Annotated in this window: 12 protein-coding genes and 2 tRNA genes; 2 read left to right on the forward strand and 12 right to left on the reverse strand. The window is 41.1% G+C overall.

The genetic code is table 11. From position 1 onward, the window contains the following. Window positions 1-13 precede the first annotated feature (13 nt). The 8 genes from AQ505_RS23010 to AQ505_RS23045 form a co-directional block, all read right to left on the reverse strand. Window positions 14-3361 carry a SusC/RagA family TonB-linked outer membrane protein gene (locus tag AQ505_RS23010; RefSeq protein ID WP_062550330.1) on the reverse strand — a complete coding sequence of 1116 codons (3348 nt, stop codon included), beginning with the start codon at window positions 3359-3361 and terminating at the stop codon, window positions 14-16. Between the two features lie 104 nt (window positions 3362-3465). Continuing rightward, the gene (locus tag AQ505_RS23015) at window positions 3466-4476 is read right to left on the reverse strand and encodes a FecR family protein (protein WP_062550331.1); all 1011 of its coding nucleotides are present in this window, start codon (window positions 4474-4476) and stop codon (window positions 3466-3468) included. A gap of 251 nt (window positions 4477-4727) precedes the next feature. Further along, window positions 4728-5276, reverse strand: coding sequence for a sigma-70 family RNA polymerase sigma factor (locus tag AQ505_RS23020; protein ID WP_082461691.1), 549 nt, complete (start codon window positions 5274-5276; stop codon window positions 4728-4730). 267 nt (window positions 5277-5543) lie between these two features. After that, on the reverse strand, window positions 5544-6692 hold the full coding sequence (locus tag AQ505_RS23025; RefSeq protein ID WP_062550333.1) for an efflux RND transporter periplasmic adaptor subunit: 1149 nt from the start codon (window positions 6690-6692) through the stop codon (window positions 5544-5546). A gap of 123 nt (window positions 6693-6815) precedes the next feature. Then, complete coding sequence (locus AQ505_RS23030; RefSeq protein ID WP_062550334.1) at window positions 6816-9992, reverse strand: efflux RND transporter permease subunit; 3177 nt, start codon at window positions 9990-9992, stop codon at window positions 6816-6818. A 5-nt stretch (window positions 9993-9997) separates the two neighbouring features. Further along, on the reverse strand, window positions 9998-11389 hold the full coding sequence (locus tag AQ505_RS23035; RefSeq protein WP_082461693.1) for a TolC family protein: 1392 nt from the start codon (window positions 11387-11389) through the stop codon (window positions 9998-10000). Window positions 11390-11466: 77 nt separating this feature from the next. Beyond that, window positions 11467-11904 carry a hypothetical protein gene (locus AQ505_RS26530; protein WP_157262541.1) on the reverse strand — a complete coding sequence of 146 codons (438 nt, stop codon included), beginning with the start codon at window positions 11902-11904 and terminating at the stop codon, window positions 11467-11469. A gap of 38 nt (window positions 11905-11942) precedes the next feature. Beyond that, on the reverse strand, window positions 11943-12395 hold the full coding sequence (locus tag AQ505_RS23045; RefSeq protein ID WP_062550337.1) for a DsrE family protein: 453 nt from the start codon (window positions 12393-12395) through the stop codon (window positions 11943-11945). Window positions 12396-12511: 116 nt separating this feature from the next. On the opposite strand from AQ505_RS23045, the gene AQ505_RS23050 reads away from it, so the two are divergent. Further along, window positions 12512-13093, forward strand: a complete 582-nt coding sequence (locus AQ505_RS23050; protein WP_062550338.1) for an NADPH-dependent FMN reductase — start codon at window positions 12512-12514, stop codon at window positions 13091-13093. 15 nt (window positions 13094-13108) lie between these two features. Then, entirely contained in the window at window positions 13109-14014 is a 906-nt protein-coding gene (locus tag AQ505_RS23055; RefSeq protein ID WP_157262543.1) for a hypothetical protein, read from the forward strand. A 262-nt stretch (window positions 14015-14276) separates the two neighbouring features. Here AQ505_RS23055 and AQ505_RS23060 read toward each other — a convergent pair whose 3' ends face one another. The 4 genes from AQ505_RS23060 to AQ505_RS23075 all read right to left on the reverse strand — a co-directional run bounded on the left by AQ505_RS23060 (window position 14277) and on the right by AQ505_RS23075 (window position 17097). Continuing rightward, on the reverse strand, window positions 14277-15284 hold the full coding sequence (locus tag AQ505_RS23060) for an LLM class flavin-dependent oxidoreductase (RefSeq protein ID WP_062550340.1): 1008 nt from the start codon (window positions 15282-15284) through the stop codon (window positions 14277-14279). 87 nt (window positions 15285-15371) lie between these two features. Then, window positions 15372-16400 (reverse strand): LacI family DNA-binding transcriptional regulator, encoded by a 1029-nt coding sequence (locus AQ505_RS23065; RefSeq protein ID WP_062550341.1) that lies wholly within the window; start codon window positions 16398-16400, stop codon window positions 15372-15374. A 144-nt stretch (window positions 16401-16544) separates the two neighbouring features. Then, window positions 16545-16617, reverse strand: a tRNA-Phe gene (locus AQ505_RS23070). 407 nt (window positions 16618-17024) lie between these two features. Continuing rightward, window positions 17025-17097 (reverse strand) — tRNA-Phe (locus tag AQ505_RS23075). Window positions 17098-17223 lie beyond the last annotated feature (126 nt).

A 17223-nucleotide genomic window follows, 5' to 3' on the forward strand; every position in this document is an offset into this window, starting at 1 on the left:
TTTGATTTCATTATTAAAATTTCACACTTAGATTTAGTCCGTAAGTACGGGTTGGTGGCACACCACCTAACTCCATTCCTTTAGCATTGATGCTATAATCAGACTCAGGATCGATATTGTCTGTATGCTTCTTAAAGAAAAACAGGTTACGTCCTACTAAGCTTAATGTTGCTCCTTTGATCACATTGTTAAACACTTTACCTGGGAAGGTATAGCCCAACATTAACTGACGAAGCTTAATGAAATCTGCATTCTGTACAAATTTGCTAGATATATTATTGGCTACTCCTGTATAATAGGTTGCAGCATTCGCTCCAAGTGCTTCACGGTTTTCCAAGGTTGCTTTGTGCAAACCCAGTACATAACCATAATAATCTGTTGCAGAGAAGATTTTACCACCAAACTTACTATCAATCAAGAAAGACAAGTTTAGGCCTTTGTAAGAAAACTCATTGTTCCAACCTGCTACATATTTTGCATAGGCGGATCCAAAAGGCTTCAATTCGCTGCTTTCAGGGATACCAGCGCTGTTCAGCACCACATTACCATTTGCATCATATTTATAATCAAAAGCTACAATTTGTCCGAAAGGAAGGCCAACGATGTTCTGGGTAAAGCCATTTCCTGAACGTGAGGTTGATCCAGGTAAGATGGTTTGACCATCTGCAAGGGAAAGCACTTTGTTGTTGTTCACAGAACCATTAAATGAGGTCGTCCAACGGAAATCTTCTGTTTGAACAGGAATACCGGAAAGCAATAATTCCACTCCTTTATTCTGTAATTCACCAATATTCAATATTGCGCCAGAATAACCGGAAGTGATGGATGCCGGTGCCCTTACAATCTCATCTTTAGATTTTTTGTTATACCAGGTCAGGTCTAATGTTAAGCGGTTATTAAAGAAACGTGCCTCTGCACCAATTTCAAATTCAGAAGCTATAGAAGCTACTAAATCAGTATTCGGAATATAGAAATTGGAAATCAGTCCCAGTGGTTTTCCATTTAGGGAAGCCGTATTAAAATTATAGGCCAATTGCGTTTGATATGGATCCGTTGCCTGTCCTACCTGTGCAAAACCTGCACGGATTTTACCAAAGCTCAACCAATCATTTTTAACCAGTTCAGAAAACACAAATGAACCGTTTACTGAAGGATAAAGGGCATTTAAAGCATTTGTTTTACCTGGGGTAGCCAATGTAGAATACCAATCATTACGAAGTGATCCGTTCAAATACAGGTAGTTTTTATAGCTCACATCTAAAGTACCATAGATGGCCATTACTTCGCTTTCCGAAGGTTTATATACTGGTGTAGACTGTAATTTGGCATTGGTAATTACATACACATAAGGAACAGCAAATTCATTACCTGTCATGGTAAAGGTTTCCGATTTCGTTCTTCTGTAACTTCCACCAATATTAGGGGTAATTGTAAAATCGTCTATAGTGAATGCCTTTCCTGTTAACACATCGGCATTGATATCCGAGAAATTAGTGCTGGTTTCAGAAATGGTTCCTTTTGGACGATAAGCAGTTCCAGTAGGCACTACCGCTGTATAACGGTCATTATAAGCATCACGACCTACACGTCCCTGAAGAAACGCACCATTGTCGAAATTATAACGAAGGCTTACCGAGGAAATTAATCGCTGTCTTTTGGTATTGTTAATGAAATTATTAGCTGCGAACCATGGATTTGTAGCAAATGTATTTGCAGAATAAGCGTATTCTGATCCATCATCATTTACTGTTTTTTTCAATGTTCTTACGTCTACACTGGTTGGCAATAAGGTCACATTGTAATTGGAGTTACCCGCACCATCACTCAGGAAAGGCCTGTTTTTTGCCTGCTCCAAAATATAGTTTGCACGAGCATCTACTGTTAGATTTTTAGTGATGTTATAGTTCGCGCTTAAGTTAAATGATTGTCTGTTTAGCCCAGATCCCGGAGTAATCGCTCTGTTCGATAAATCACTTGCCGAAAAACGGATAGAACCTCCCTCAAAACCACGGTTAAAAGCGATTGTATTTGTAGCGGTTCCTCCGGTACGGTAAAAATTCTCCAGATTATCCTTTTGTGCGACATAAGGGCGTAAAACACCATCAAACTGCATCACATCGCTGCCATCCAATCTTGCTCCCCAGCTCGACTGTCCTGTTTGAAAAGCACCTGCCTGCGTAGTCGGTTTTATTCCGTTTGCACCATTTCCGTACACATATTGCCAATTTGTTGGATCAACCACTTTTTCAATCACATAGTTAGAATTGAATTCAATAGAATTTCCTTTTCCACTTTTTGTAGTGATCAAAATAACCCCTGCTTTACCACGTGAACCATACAGTGCAGAAGCTGCGGCTCCTTTCAGCACAGAAATGGTTTCAATGTCATCAGGATTCAGGTTACCAACCGCATCTCCAAGATCTGGAGCATTGTCATACTGCTGTCCTGCAGCACCATTTGGTTTGTTCTCCATTGGAATACCATTCACTACGTATAATGGCTGGTTGGTTTGTGAAATACTGGAAACCCCACGAATCGTAACGTTAGTAGAGGCTCCTACCCCACCTGCAATAGAACTTACATTCAAACCGGCAACTTTACCGACTAATGAGTTCATCACGTTATTTTCTCTGGCCTGAGTCAGCTCATCACCTTTTACTTCTGTAACTGAATATCCTAAAGCTTTTCTTTCCTTTTTGATACCTAATGCTGTCACTACAACTTCAGACAGGAGTTTAGAATTTTCATCTAATAAAATATTCAATGCACCAGGTGTAGTAATGGTCACTTGTTTAGTGATATAGCCCAAATAGCTCAACACCAACACATCACCAATATTTGCATCAATCACAAACTGACCGTTTGAATTGGAGCTGGTTCCTACCTGAGTACCTTTTACCTGGATGCTTACGCCAACCAAAGGCTGACCACTCGCATCTCTCACCACCCCATTAATCTTCAAACGATTGCTGTTTGCAACACCGGAAAGACTAAGGTTAGGCATACTGGCTACATTTTCTGCAACGCCAATATAATTTCCCATTAACCTAAATTCCAGACTTGTCTTTTCACGAAGTTTATTGAGCACATCCTGGAGTGGTTCGTTCTTAAAATCCAGGGTCAGATTAGACAGTGCACCAATCACTTCTTCATCATAAACGAAGGTCACATTGGCCTGCTGCTCAATTTTCTTAAAAACTTGTTTGACGCTGGCCTTCACTACTTTAAAGCTCATTGACTGGGCTTTTGTGTGGTTCGCCATCAGTAGGGTGCTAAAACACACCTGTATGCCAATAATAATTGTAGAAATGCGCATGCATTTTCGGAATATAGGCAAGAATTTGCCGTAAAAATTCATCATATTTGTTTTGGTTTAATTTTTAAACTGAAGCCTACTGTCTATGGGTCTCAAGCATGTACACAGTGGCTGATCTTTTTTCCGGGGGCATCTTTGTCCCCGGTTCCTTACTTAGCTGCTAAGGAGGAAGCGCTCTTAATTGTTATACTGTCATCGGCGATTTTATATTTAAAATGTTTTGTAAAGCCTAAAATATCCATGATCACTGATAAATGCTGATCTCCAAGGGTAATCGAGATCTTCTCATCTAACAATGATTTGTCTTCTGCATTGATTTTAACATTGTATTTCTTTTCCAGAACAGAAAAGACATTTCCTAAAGTTTCCTGCTCAAATACCAGCTTGCTCCTGCACCAGGCATTTACCGCGATCTCCGGTGCTTTCGCTTTAATCAGGTTGTTTTTAATCTCACTCAATACCACCTGTTGTTTTGGCAGCAACATAATGGCCGGTTTTTTCTCGGTTCCAGCCATAGTAACGCCTACTTTACCAGTGACTACACTTACTTTAGTACTGCCTTCTTTTTTATAAGCACGAACATCAAATGAGGTACCGAGTACTACTACATTCAGGCTGCTTGTTTTCACTATAAAGGGCTGACCGCTTTTATGTTTTACTTCAAAAAATGCACGTCCATCTACCAGCTCTACCGTGCGGTTCTCTTCATTGAATTTTTTCGGGTATTTAAATACAGAACCGGAACTCAGCCATACTTTGGAACCATCTGGTAAAAGGATTTCCATAATTTTCTTCTCCGGAACATTCACCATTTTCTTGTCTGCCTGAATGAATTGATCTGTCCCCAGCTGCCAGCCAAAAAACACCAGGCCTAATACCGCCGCCGCCCCGGTTATTCTGTAAATCAGGCTGCGAAGTGTAAACTGTTTTTTAACAGGGGTTTCCAAAGGCTCTTTGTTCAGAAATCCTTTGCTTTTCAGGTTCTCAAAAAGTCTTTGTTTCACCTCTTCTTCGCTTTCCGGTGTCTTGGTTTCGACTTTCTCCAGCCATCCCTGCTCAGCAGCATCATCATACCATTGATTCAGCAACGCTTTCTCTTCGGTACTAGCTTCTCCAGCGAGATATTTTTGTGCCAATCGTTTCAGTTCGTTCCTATTCATCTGAATTTAATAACCCTCATTTCTCTTATAGAGTCTGATGGGGGGAAGATACCCTTAGTTTAAAAAAAATATATTTTAAGAGGGGCTGATAATTGGTGTATTTAAGGGAAAAGATGAAAAGGAAAGGATTTCTAAATGAAGGCAAGGTCTATCACATTAAAGTATCGAAAGGTTTTTAAGATAAAAATTGGCTTATTTAAGAAAATAAGGTTAAAGGGACTATTTCGCGGGAAAACAGAATAATAGGCTGCTTACAAGAACATCGTGATCGTATACAGTACGATAAGGAAATGAAGTACATCACCTACATTGGATCTGATAATACGTAAGGCTTTAGTCAGGTGAGCTTCTGCTGTTTTTTGGGAGATGTTCAATTGAGCAGCAACTTCGGCAAGCGATTGGTCCTGCAATTTATTGTACTGAAATACCAGACGGCATTTTTCGGGTAATTTATTCGACAGCTCGGTGATGATCTCTAAAAGTATCTTGTGGTCAATATCGATCTCTGAGGTAGCATTGGCTGTTAAAAGACCAACAATATTTTCCTGTTGTTTTGATTTTTTCTCTTTGGAAAGGTAACGGAATACCGCATAACGGGTCATGGCTGCTAGATAAGAAGGAATACATTCCATATTTAGCCCTGCTCTTTTTTTCCAGATCATCAGAAAAACATCCTGAACAATTCCCTCTGCTGCTTCCTGATCCTTTAAAAGCTTATGGGCAATATAATAGAGTTTGTCCCAATAAAGGTTGTAAATTTCTGTAAAAGCGAGCTCATCACCCTGTTTAAGGCGCAGCATAAGTCCATCGTCCGGAGTTGAATGGTTAGCAATCACAGTTTGGTTAGAAGTTTGGTTAGTAGTTCAAAACGAATCTAACATAAAAATAACAAAAAGTGTATTCAAAAAATAAATATTTTGTGATATGTATAATATATTACAGATCCTGTGTAACTAATTTCGGCGATTATCAATTAAATCGCAGGCTTCCCCGCGATTTAATTCAATGGTGGCTTTCTACCCTTGCTTATTTTTGAAAGGAAAGCACAGTTTTTATTCTTTAAACGATTAAGGTTTCTCTCCTTCTTTCAACTCTTCAGTTCCCTTTTTGAAAACCTGATCGTTCACATTTAAGTCGCCGAATACTTCCAGCAATGCCCCTTTACGTGTACCTATCATGACTGGAACTCTCCTCACTACCTCATCCACCAGTTTCACAATAAACACACCCGATTGCGCCTGAACAACCGCCGAAGCTGGCAGCCAAAAAGTAGGCTGCGGTCTGCGCATGTCCATAATCACTTGTGCATACTCTCCACCCCCCAGTTGTCCGTCTTTATTAGCCACATCAAACTCAGTCGTTACTGCCCGCAGCTTTTGCTGGAGGAAAGCTGCATTTCTTGACAATGAAGCATGAAATACCTGACCTGGCAAAGCGCTCACTGTAAAAGATGCTTTCGTATCTTTTGAAATCGCCCGACTGTGTTTCTCTGGAATCGCCACCGTTAATCTCAAACGGTCGTTTTGAACAATGGAGAACAAAGGAATTGTACTGTTCTCACCCACCAACGCACCAACGGACACATTTTTGTCCATTACTGTACCATCAAAGGGAGCTCTGAGGTTTAAATATTGCTGCAATTGATCGGAGATCCGAGTATTAGATTTGATGGCTGCATACGCTGCGCTATCGCTTCGTAACTTGCTCCATGCCTTATCCAGCTCGATCGCCGCTACCGCTCCGGATTTACTGGCTGCCTTCTTTAGGCGGTCAAAACTCTGGCGACTGTACAAATAATCTTCATAAGATTTCCGCTCATCAGATTTAGCAGATTGGTAACGCTGTGCGATTTCAGGAGCTTCCAGCACTGCCAGCAACTGTCCTTTTTTCACCTTTGCACCTCGATCCACAAATATCTTTTTCACAAAGCCTTTCACTTTTGGATACACTAAAACCTCTTCATAAGGTTTCAATTCTCCAGGTAAAGAAAGCTGGTATATGGGCTGTTCCAAAACAGGTCTTACAAATTGGCCTTCCGCATCTTTTGCAGCATCACCTTTTCTGGCTCCCTCTCCAGAAGAACTGCCTACAGTTTTTTCAGTGCCGGCATTTCCCCCATTCTCCTGCTTTGAGGATCCGGAAGAACATGCTGATAAAACCACTGGAATCAACAGTAATAGGATATAATTATAGTTTTTCAGAAAAATACTTTTCATTGGAATATATTTATTTGTCAATGGTTATGAAGCGATCATCAGCATATTCCTTACTATTTGTAAGCGATAGGCCAATGAGTATAAACGGTCTTATTATGCTGATGATCGTTTCCTATTTGAGAATTATAAAGAAGAAATTAATACGTTTTTATTGAATGGGTCATCAGGATCCAGGCTCAGGCTATCTGTAGTTTTATTTTTCATCACCAGAACAAATAGCTGCGGTAAGACCAGTAAGGCAGTCATGGTAGATAAAATTAAACCACCAATTACTGCTTGTCCCAATGGGGCAATTTGTTCTCCACCTTCTCCCATTCCAATGGCCATTGGTACCATACCGGCAATCATCGCCATTGTAGTCATAATAATCGGGCGTAAACGTGAAGAAGCAGCCAATAATGCCGCCTGTTTCACGGTCATTCCATGTTTAAGCCGGTTTACTTCTGCCTGATTGATCATTAGCACTGCATTAGACACGGACACACCCACTGACATAATGATGCCCATATACGATTGCAGGTTTAATGTACTTCCACAAACGAGTAGCATCAGTAAACTCCCTCCAATCACCGCAGGAACTACTGCAAGGATCAATCCCGACAAAGCGAAAGACTGATAATAGGCAGTCAACATCAGGAAAATCACCACAATCGCAACCGCCAGTCCGGTTTGTAACCCCGATAAAGTTTGCTCCAATAATGGCATCAAACCTTCTGAGCTGACAATTACCCCTCTAGGTGCTTCACCTACCTTCTTTAAAACCTCATCCACTGCTTTAGAAGCAGCTCCTAGGTCTGCACCATGCATATTTGCCAGGACGGTCACATACCTGTTTGGCCCCTGACGGTTCACCTGTGCTGGTAATTTTACCATCTCCATTGTAGCTACATCTTCTAAAACCGGGCGCGATTGTCCGGTTTTAAGTGGTAAAGAACGCAGTTTATCTAAAGATTCCATATCTGGCTCCGGCACCTGAACCTGTACCTGAAACACCAATCCAGACTTCGGATCTATCCAAAGATTCTTATTGGTAAATCTGGTAGAAGAGGTGGCCATGGTTAGAGCTTTACTCACATCATCCATGCTCAGACCAAACTGGGCGGCCAATTCCCGATTTACATTAATCTGTACACTCGGGTAATTGAGCGGTTCGGCAATCCGGACATCCCTTAGAAATGGAATATTTTTCAATTCTTTCTCTATCTTCAGTGCATACTTCTCTGCACCTTTTATTTGTCCGGCAGCTACCTTAATCTGCACAGGATTCATCGCCCCCTGGCTCATAATTTTCTCCACCAGTTCCATCGGCTCGAAACTAATGCGCAGTTCTGGCAATTGTTTGTTCAGCTCATTCCTGATCTGTTCTTTCAATCCTGCGATGGTCTTAGTATACATTTTTTGATCGACAGAAAGCTGTAATACCGCTTCATGTGAAGCACTGGTAAAAAGGAAAATCGGATTAATAGCAGTGGAGGAAGGCTGTAAGCCCACATAAGCAGAGCTAATCTTTACTGCGCCTTCTGGCATTTGCGCTTTGATGATCTTCGTCATCTTTGCCAGGTAATCTTCGGTTATTTCAAGTCTGCTGCCCTCTGGGGCCAGCATACGAATCTGAAGATCTCCGCTATTACTAGCAGGCATAATATCTGTACCTATCTGTTTACCGGAGATACCAATCATCACCAAGACCAATAATGCGTACAAACCAATCACTAAAACCATTCGCTGCTGTCCTCCACGGATCAAGATCAGGTAACGACGTTTAAATTTTTCAAACCTTGTCAATTTCTTTCTATGGAGAGCGATTTTATGGTGCTGAAAAAGCGCTGGCTTCATTAACCAATTGGCCAAAATAGGCACAAAAGTCTGGGAAGCTATAAAAGAAGCAATCATAGCAAAAGCAACGGCCAGCGACAATGGCATAAACATATCTTTTGGAATCCCTGTCATCATGAAAGAGGGGATCAACACCGCCAGAATACAGAAAAGAATCAGGATTTTAGGGACAGAAATTTCTAACAAAGCGTCAAGAATTGCCCTTTGTTTGGGCTTCTCCATCTCAAAATGCTGGTGAATATTCTCTATGGTTACCGTAGCCTCATCCACCAGAATCCCTATGGCGAGGGCCAGCCCACTCAGCGTCATCACATTGATTGTTTGCCCAAACATATAGAGCATAATGACCGCCGAAAGAATTGCGATTGGAATGGTCAGTACCACAATTAAGGCGCCTCTGGAATCCCCAAGGAAAAGAAACACCATCAATCCGGTCAAAATTGCCCCCAAAACCCCTTCATGAATCAGATTTTCTAAAGATCGTTCAATATAACCTGACTGATCAAATACATATCTCACGTCTACATCTTCCGGCAATGCTGCTTTCAACTTCGGAATGGAAGACTTTAGATTTTCTACGACCTTAAGTGTGGAAGCATCTGCTTTTTTAATGACCGGCAGATAAACAGAGCGCTTGCCATTGATCAGGGCATATCCGGTGGTCACATCTGCTGCATCCTCTACACTGGCAATGTCTTTTACAAAAACATTGGTTCCCGAACCGGTTCTAATTGGAATATTCAAAAACTCCTCTGGTCCGGTAGCCATCGTATTGGCTGGACTCATCAGATTATGATCTCCGATTCTGATGTTTCCGGCAGGTGCAGGAAAATTATTTTTGGCAATAGCCATTGTGACTTCCTCTGCAGATAAACCGTAAGAAAGCATGAGTTCCGGATTTACCTTGACTACCATTGTACGGGCATTTCCACCAAAAGGTGCTGGCGCTGTAACGCCTGGGATGGTGACAAACATCGGCCGGATTTTAGTCAGCGCGAGGTTTTGCAATTCCGTAATAGAGCGCTGCGAACTTTCAAACACCAATTGTCCGATGGGCAGGGAACTGCCATCAAAACGGACGACCTGCGGTGGTACTGCGCCCGGAGGTAGAAACCCCATCGCTCTGGCCACTTGTGCGGCCAATTCTCCTGATGCCTGGGCCATATCAGTACCAGGGTAAAAGCTGAGCTTCATCAAGGTGAATCCCTGTACACTTTTGAAGTCAATTCCTTTTACACCTGATACAAAAATGAGGACCTTTTGAAACTCATTGGCCATAAAGCCGTCCATGTAAGCAGGAGTTAGTCCACCATAAGGCATGGCAATATAAATCACCGGTAACTCCACTTTAGGAAAAATATCAACATTGATATTCTTAATGGCTGTAAAGGAAAAATAGGCGATCGCCAGTACGGCAACCATTATTGTTAAAGGTTTTTTCAGCGCAAACCTGATCATATTCATAGTTCTTATTTAAGTTGGTTAAACAGAAAACTGTAGTCGCCGCTCAGCTCTGCCTTGGTATTTAACTGGGTCCAAAGCTCCTGATGAACTTCAATATTGCTTTTCTCTACCTGCTGTAATAAAGATTGAATCTGCAGCAGATCCGTCAGGTTAATCAATCCGGCCTCGTACCTCGACAAATAAAGCGCATAGGCTGCAGTAGTTTTCTGCACTGCAGATTCGGTTTTTGATACCTGTTTCAGCTGTGCTTGTATCCTTGAAGAGACTGCCTGTAAGCTGGTATTCATTTGAAGTTTTTGCAGCTGATACCTGGATTGCACGGCATCAACTTGCTTTTGGGCACGTTTTTTCTCCACCGATCCGGTATAAAGTCCGGTTAAGTTCCAGCTCAATCCCACTCCGACCAGATAATTTTGTGCTCCGTTATTGAATCCTGAAGCATAGCTATTTTGTATAGTACCATCAGAATTAATTCCAGTACCACGGGCGGAAAGCCCTGCCAGCAGCGAAATCGAAGGCCGTTGCTTCCTTCCTATCACTTCCTGTTGTAACTGCTGTACCATCAGCTGTTTGTCTAATGTTTGTAGGAAAGGATGACTAGCCGCAACAGAATCCACATTTTCTACAGCAAAGAGCTTCCCCATATATTGCTGCAATGGAACAAATTGTTCCCCAACCAGTGTGGGTGCCAGTTCCTTGACATTCACTTGTCCGGCCTGATACTTCCCATTCCAATCTTCCTGCTGGGCCTGGGCTTGCAGATACGCCGCCGCTGCCAATGCGGTGTCTGCACCAGGTTTTAATCCCGCTTCAGCCAGACTCACGGATAAATCAAAAATCTCTTTTACCCGAAGCGCATTTTTATCAGCCCAGGTTCTACCCGAGCTGGTGTATAGTAAATCCAGATAACGGTGTGTGGTTTTAGCACAAAGCGCCAGTTTCGAAGCCTCCAAATTATGCTGTGCTTCCTGCACTTCATATCCCGCAGCTTCGATCATCTTCTGCTGCTTGCCAAACTGAGATACTTTCCAGTCCATCAATACAGAGCCAAAGCTGTTCACCGTATTGCTGCCAGATCCTGGCTGACCAGTCCCACCGTTTCCGCTCACATTAAATACACCCGGGACTGGAAAAAAGGCACCATTAGTACCTTCAAAGGTGCCCAATGAGTTTTGTAATTGTAGTTGAACTTGTGGAATCGCCGCATTGCGCAATTCCTTTTTCCGATATTCGGATTCCTCAATCCTCGCCTGCTTTTCAGTAAGCGATGGATAATGATCCGCTGTCAATTCCCATAAACGGGAAAGAGAAAGTTCTTTATGCTGTTGCGAATACCCACTGACACCCGATAGCATCAGCAACATACCCGTCAAATAAAGAGGGGTTTTCTTCATCATCAATAATTAAATTTTAGAAATAAGTAATGAGGGTGAAACTCAGAAAGAGCGACACCTGCTGAATAAAAAGCGGGATTCTATAGCAGTAAAAGCCTGTTTTTGATAAACAGGGGAACCGGGGAGCCGGAAGGAACCAAACCTGAAGTTACACTGGAAAGCTTGTCTTTTTTAAGCGACCATACAGACAGCAGAAAGGTTGGTAACAGAAAAAACAACAGCATGGCCGATGACGACTGCTGCGTAATACTGGATTTAAAAATGGTATTTCCATCTTCGGAAGCTATGGCTGGCGCACAAGAAAGGGCATCATCCATACTCAGTAAATCTCTTGACGACAAGATTTTATTGAGCTTCATAGTCGTATGACTAACAGGACTAACTTCCGTAAAAAAAGATTGAAGACCTTTTCTAACAGCACACGCAGAAAGTAGAAAACAGCCCATCAATACAAATAGCAGCAAAGACTTCGCTCTGCCGGCATTTTGATGGATTTTGGGTTTTATTAGTTTATGCATGTGCTGCAAACATAGCCATTTTTTAGGCTTACAAAAATTTAAGGATGAACAATTGCCCAGCCTTCAGCTTCACGGATGATGATTTCGCCATTGCCAGAAGGTACAAAACTGATGAAATCAAACAGCTCTGATTTATCAATTTTTCGCTCTCTCAATGTGTTTTCACATTGTGCTAAAACCACTCCTTTAGCCTGTAAGGCCTTTAGTGTTGCTTCATAACTACTATTTTTATTATAAACCGCTACGCCATCACCAAACACAATCAGCTCTACTTCTAGTTTACCTTTCAAACGTGGATCTTCTAATGCATTTTTTATGTTACGCAAGCAGCCATTGATTCTTTTTTCTTCTCCATTATTTAAAACATACAATGCTTTGTAATGCTTTTTTGTCGCTTTTGCACCAGTAAACACCGATGTTTCTTGTGCCATTACCGGGCTAAAAAATGCACTACCTACAAATAGGGACAGGATCAGAAGGAAATTTCTCATGTTAAATTTGGTTAAGTATTTAGAGCTGCAATATATGTTTTTTAATGGGGCAGATCAAAATCCAGTCCTAAGGAGATTTCCTATCTTTAGCCAGTTCTAAACGAAATTATTAGGCTATGTCTCATAAAATAAATATCCTTGCCATCTCTGGAAGTACCCGAAAAAATTCCTCCAACGGAAACCTCATCAAGGCAATAGCCGCACTCACTACAGACATTTTTACGATCGAAATTTTTGAAGGAATCGATATGCTTCCTCATTTCAACCCAGATCTGGATTATGGAAAGGTAGAGGAAGATCTACAGGTAGCAAATTTCAGAAGAAAGATAAGTGCTGCGGATGCCATCTTAATTTGTACCCCAGAATATGCAGTTGGTGTGCCGGGATCCTTAAAAAACGCAATCGACTGGACCGTGTCTACGATGAACTTTTCCAAAAAACCTGTCGCCCTCATTACGGCTTCTACTGCAGGGAGCAGAGGTCATCAGTCACTTTTAGGTACATTACTAATTATTGAATCCAGCATTACCACGGACACCCAGGTGTTGATTTCCTCCATTCAAACGAAAATCAATTCAAGTTTAGAAATCACAGATCGAGAAACGCTAAACCTGATCAACAAGCTAATAAATTCATTAGCAGCAATGGTCAATGGAAGTGTTCCTGTGGAAGCACTATTACCAGCCCCTCTTCTGTAAATAATAAAAGCTAATATGTCTCCCAAACTGTCCATAGGTCTTTCTATTCCATTGCTCTTTTTAGGTTGCTGGTCATTGCTTTTCCTCAATTCCTGCAATAATGACAGCAAGCAGGATAAACATCCGGAAATAAAGTACTTTCCTGATTTTAATCCATCTAACCCTAACATTCAACTACAACAGCTGAGTGCTGCTGGAGAAGATGTGCGGAGAGTTTACGTAACCAGAGACAAGAAAAGGCTCATCGTACTGATCAAACCAGCGCAAAAAACTCCTGAAAACAATTACCAATTCAGGCTCTACGATGAGCAGCTTCACCTCGTAAAAGAAATCACAGCCCCTGAACTAGATGGACTATTTGGTCAGGATGACCTGGAAAATATATATGCTGGTAAAGGTTATTTTGAACATCACAGTTTTCAATACCGACCGATTCAACAATTACGGATTACTGATCAACCCGGAAAAGAGGAAAAATTCATAGAAAAAGACATGAACAGCTTCGAGCAGATGCTGAAAATTCAGGATACTTTACTCAGCTTTCAGCGAAAAGACTACAAAGGGAGTTTCTATTTCCTCAAAAGTTCAGGAATAGTTTATCAGATATTTTTCAAAGATTGTGCGTATTGCGAGGGAAAATATAACGCGGCTGAATCTGTTTCAGAGTATCGTGCCGCCGATAACGGGGCCGATCAAGTATTAAAACCCTCGGAAAAAACCTTACGTGGATGGGTTCAAAAAGAGCCCTTATTCTATTATCAACTGAAACCTGAAGGTGGAACGGTCGATTTTAAAATCAATTATCCGAATGAAAATCTATCCACTCAGATTAAGAAAATTGATTTTGCCGGAAAAGCCCTGCTGCTGTATCAGTTGCCAGGAAGATCATTTGCTACGCTTTATTTTTTCAAAAAGGCATAATTAAACGCCCTGATTGACGTATCCTGTTAAAACCTTTATTTTTAGTTGGATAAATACCCAATTGACTGTATGAATGTACAATTGCCATAAACTTCCAATCGGCGGAAACCCAACTAAAAAGAGGATAGGCTAAGACAAGGCCTAGGAGAATTTTAATGCTCCCCTCAGGGGGAGCATTAAAATAGTCCAGCCTTGGAGTAGCTCCTATCCTCTTTTTAGTTGGGTGTAAAAATTCCTTATTTCACCTTGAAAAAACTTACAATTAAATCCCTTTAAAAACTTCCGAAAGCAATTTATAGGACTTTAATCTTGCCTGATGGTCAAAAATATGAGAAGTAGCCATGATCTCATTGACCTGAGTCTGATCTAAAAACTGCTGTAAATCATTAGCAATTGTCGCTTTATTACCTGTAAAAGTACAAGCTAACATCTGCCCAGCCTGTTCTTCTTCATATTCCGTCCAAATCTCATCCATATTATCTACAGGAGGTTGTAAAAGCATTCGTTTTCCGGTTACGATTCCTCTGAACAGCTGGTACAATGAGGTGACTATTTTATTCGCTTCTGCATCAGTATCCGCAGCAACTACATTGACACAAGCCAACACATACGGTTCTTTTAAATGCTCCGAAGGTTTAAAGTTTTGTCTATAAATCTGAATAGCTGCCATGAATTGTGCAGGTGCGAAATGACTTGCAAAGGCATAAGGTAAACCTAAAGCGGCAGCCAAACGTGCACTATCGGTGCTCGAACCCAGGATCCAGATTGGGATAGCTAATCCTTCACCTGGAATAGCCCTGACGCTGCTATTGCTATTCTCGGCAGAGAAATACGCTTGCAGTTTCAATACATCCTGAGGGAAGCTATTGGCAGCATTCATCCTTTCGCCGCGAATCGCCATTGCAGTTACCTGATCAGTACCGGGCGCTCTTCCTAATCCGAGGTCAATTCTTCCCGGGTACAAAGACTCTAGTGTACCGAACTGCTCAGCAATCACCAATGGAGAGTGGTTTGGCAGCATAATACCACCAGATCCTACTCTGATCGTCTTTGTTCCACCAGCAATGTGTCCGATCACGACAGAGGTTGCAGAGCTAGCTACGCTGATCATATTATGATGTTCGGCCAGCCAATATCGATAATAACCCCAGTTTTCCGCATGCTGCGCGAGGTCTAAACTATTTTTAAAAGTATCAGCAGGAGTTTTCCCCTCTATAACAGTAGCCAGATCCAATACAGAATATGGGATGGAAGTCAGTTCTTTCTTCATGTGAATTAAATAAACACAAAAGTACGACCAAATTGCTTCCCATATCCAAGCCCTTACGTGTTATGACTTTCAATTCACAAGTTGGGATTAAGATTCGTTTTTTGCAACCGTTGAGCCTCTTTCTATAAGGTTTGATGCGATCTGCAATTTCGTTGCAGCATTTTCTGGCGTACTCCCCTTCATTTGAGAGAGTAAAATATCAATGCCATATTTTGCAATTTGGTAAACGGGCTGTTGAATCGTCGTAATTCCAGGGGGGTAAACACTGAATATCTCTGTATCGTCAAAGCTAATAAAGGCCAGATCCTGAGGAATGTGCAGTCCCAATTCTTTAACGCAGATGATGCCCATCACCCCGAGATAATTTGTGGTGAACAGAATGGCATCCATTTCGGGATGTGTGTTTATAAATGTTTTAATTTGTTTCAGTCCTTCTGATTTATCCAGGAGATAGGGTAGTTTAAAAATCAACGCTGGATTTTCTTTGATCCCATTGCTGATTAAAGCGCTTTTATAGCCAGACAAACGTTCGTCCAATTGAATCAAATCCAGATCTGAAGTCACAAAACCTATATTTCTATATCCTCCTTCAATAAAACAATTGACTGCTTTAAGCACGCTGTTATAATTGTCGACCAGCACGTGGGAAATGTTAAGACCGGGAAAATATCCATCTACCAGCACCACGGGTTTACCCTGATCAATAAGTTTCAATACTTCTTCTTCCAGCCCTTTAAAAGGTGTAATGATATAGCCGTCTACCAATTGCTGGGTCAGCATACGGATGGCTTCTTTCCCTTTATTAACTTGGTTATCTGTGCTGCAATAGATGATGCGGTAGCCAGATTTTTCTGCCTCTGCCTCGATCACCTTGCTCATCTCCCCGAAAAACGGTCCACCAATATTTTCTACCACCAGACCAATTACTTTAGAAACACCGGTTCGGAGACCAATTGCCATCCTATTGGGTTCATAGCCGATCTCTTTGGCAGTATCCAGAATTTTCTTGCTGATCTCTTTACTGATATGCCCTTTGCCATTTAAAACAAAGGAAACCGTGGTAATCGACGTATTGGTTAATTTTGCGATGTCTTTAATAGAAACCTTCTTGCTCATTTTATTTCTTTAAAAAGCCTTGATTTTTATTTTTCATAATGAATTTCGAGGGATGAAAAGAAAGATAAATCAAAGGTTCCGATAAATAACGCGAAAAAAATCTATAAAACAAGAAAGCTCCAGATTTCTCTGAAGCTTTTGAAGTGGTGTGGGCCGGGATCGAACCGGCGACACAAGGATTTTCAGTCCTTTGCTCTACCGACTGAGCTACCGCACCGTTTTTATTATCTTGTCCCATTGTTTGGGATTGCAAATGTAGGGTCTTTTTTTGAAAAACAAAATATTATTTGAAAATAGTTAAACAATTATGGGTACTGAATTAAAAAAATGAACCTAACTATTTATAAACCAATGAAATCTATCAGGCTATTTTTTTTTAAAAAAAATAGCCATCAAGTGCATTAAACTGTGTTTATCAATTAGCCTAGGTCAGGCTTCCCCTACTCTATCAGCATAAGACCCTTAAATTAAAGTTGGCAATGACCTTTAGTTAAGCGTTGAATTTATTTCATTCCTCCCAAGAATTCGCTTGATTTATTTTTATGGTGTTCTGGAGAGAAATTAAAAGGAAATATAAAAGCTTATAAAACAAGAAAGCTCCAGATTTCTCTGAAGCTTTTGAAGTGGTGTGGGCCGGGATCGAACCGGCGACACAAGGATTTTCAGTCCTTTGCTCTACCGACTGAGCTACCGCACCGTTTTAATAATCTTGTCCCTTATTTGGGATTGCAAATGTAGCATCTTTTTTTGTAATTCAAATATAAATCTTCTTTTTTTATTAAAAAGGCAATAAAGCTTATTTTTATGCTTGCATAGTAATTTG

This window comes from Pedobacter sp. PACM 27299 (genome assembly GCF_001412655.1).
In the GTDB taxonomy this organism is placed as follows: domain Bacteria; phylum Bacteroidota; class Bacteroidia; order Sphingobacteriales; family Sphingobacteriaceae; genus Pedobacter.

Coding starts and splice junctions, on each gene's coding strand:
- AQ505_RS23050 (WP_062550338.1), top strand. CDS start 12,512: ATGTCTCATAAAATAAATATCCTTGCCATCTCTGGAAGTACCCGAAAA.
- AQ505_RS23065 (WP_062550341.1), bottom strand. CDS start 16,400: ATGAGCAAGAAGGTTTCTATTAAAGACATCGCAAAATTAACCAATACG.
- AQ505_RS23055 (WP_157262543.1), top strand. CDS start 13,109: ATGTCTCCCAAACTGTCCATAGGTCTTTCTATTCCATTGCTCTTTTTA.
- AQ505_RS23060 (WP_062550340.1), bottom strand. CDS start 15,284: ATGAAGAAAGAACTGACTTCCATCCCATATTCTGTATTGGATCTGGCT.
- AQ505_RS26530 (WP_157262541.1), bottom strand. CDS start 11,904: ATGCATAAACTAATAAAACCCAAAATCCATCAAAATGCCGGCAGAGCG.
- AQ505_RS23010 (WP_062550330.1), bottom strand. CDS start 3,361: ATGATGAATTTTTACGGCAAATTCTTGCCTATATTCCGAAAATGCATG.
- AQ505_RS23025 (WP_062550333.1), bottom strand. CDS start 6,692: ATGAAAAGTATTTTTCTGAAAAACTATAATTATATCCTATTACTGTTG.
- AQ505_RS23035 (WP_082461693.1), bottom strand. CDS start 11,389: ATGATGAAGAAAACCCCTCTTTATTTGACGGGTATGTTGCTGATGCTA.
- AQ505_RS23015 (WP_062550331.1), bottom strand. CDS start 4,476: ATGAATAGGAACGAACTGAAACGATTGGCACAAAAATATCTCGCTGGA.
- AQ505_RS23020 (WP_082461691.1), bottom strand. CDS start 5,276: ATGCTGCGCCTTAAACAGGGTGATGAGCTCGCTTTTACAGAAATTTAC.
- AQ505_RS23030 (WP_062550334.1), bottom strand. CDS start 9,992: ATGAATATGATCAGGTTTGCGCTGAAAAAACCTTTAACAATAATGGTT.
- AQ505_RS23045 (WP_062550337.1), bottom strand. CDS start 12,395: ATGAGAAATTTCCTTCTGATCCTGTCCCTATTTGTAGGTAGTGCATTT.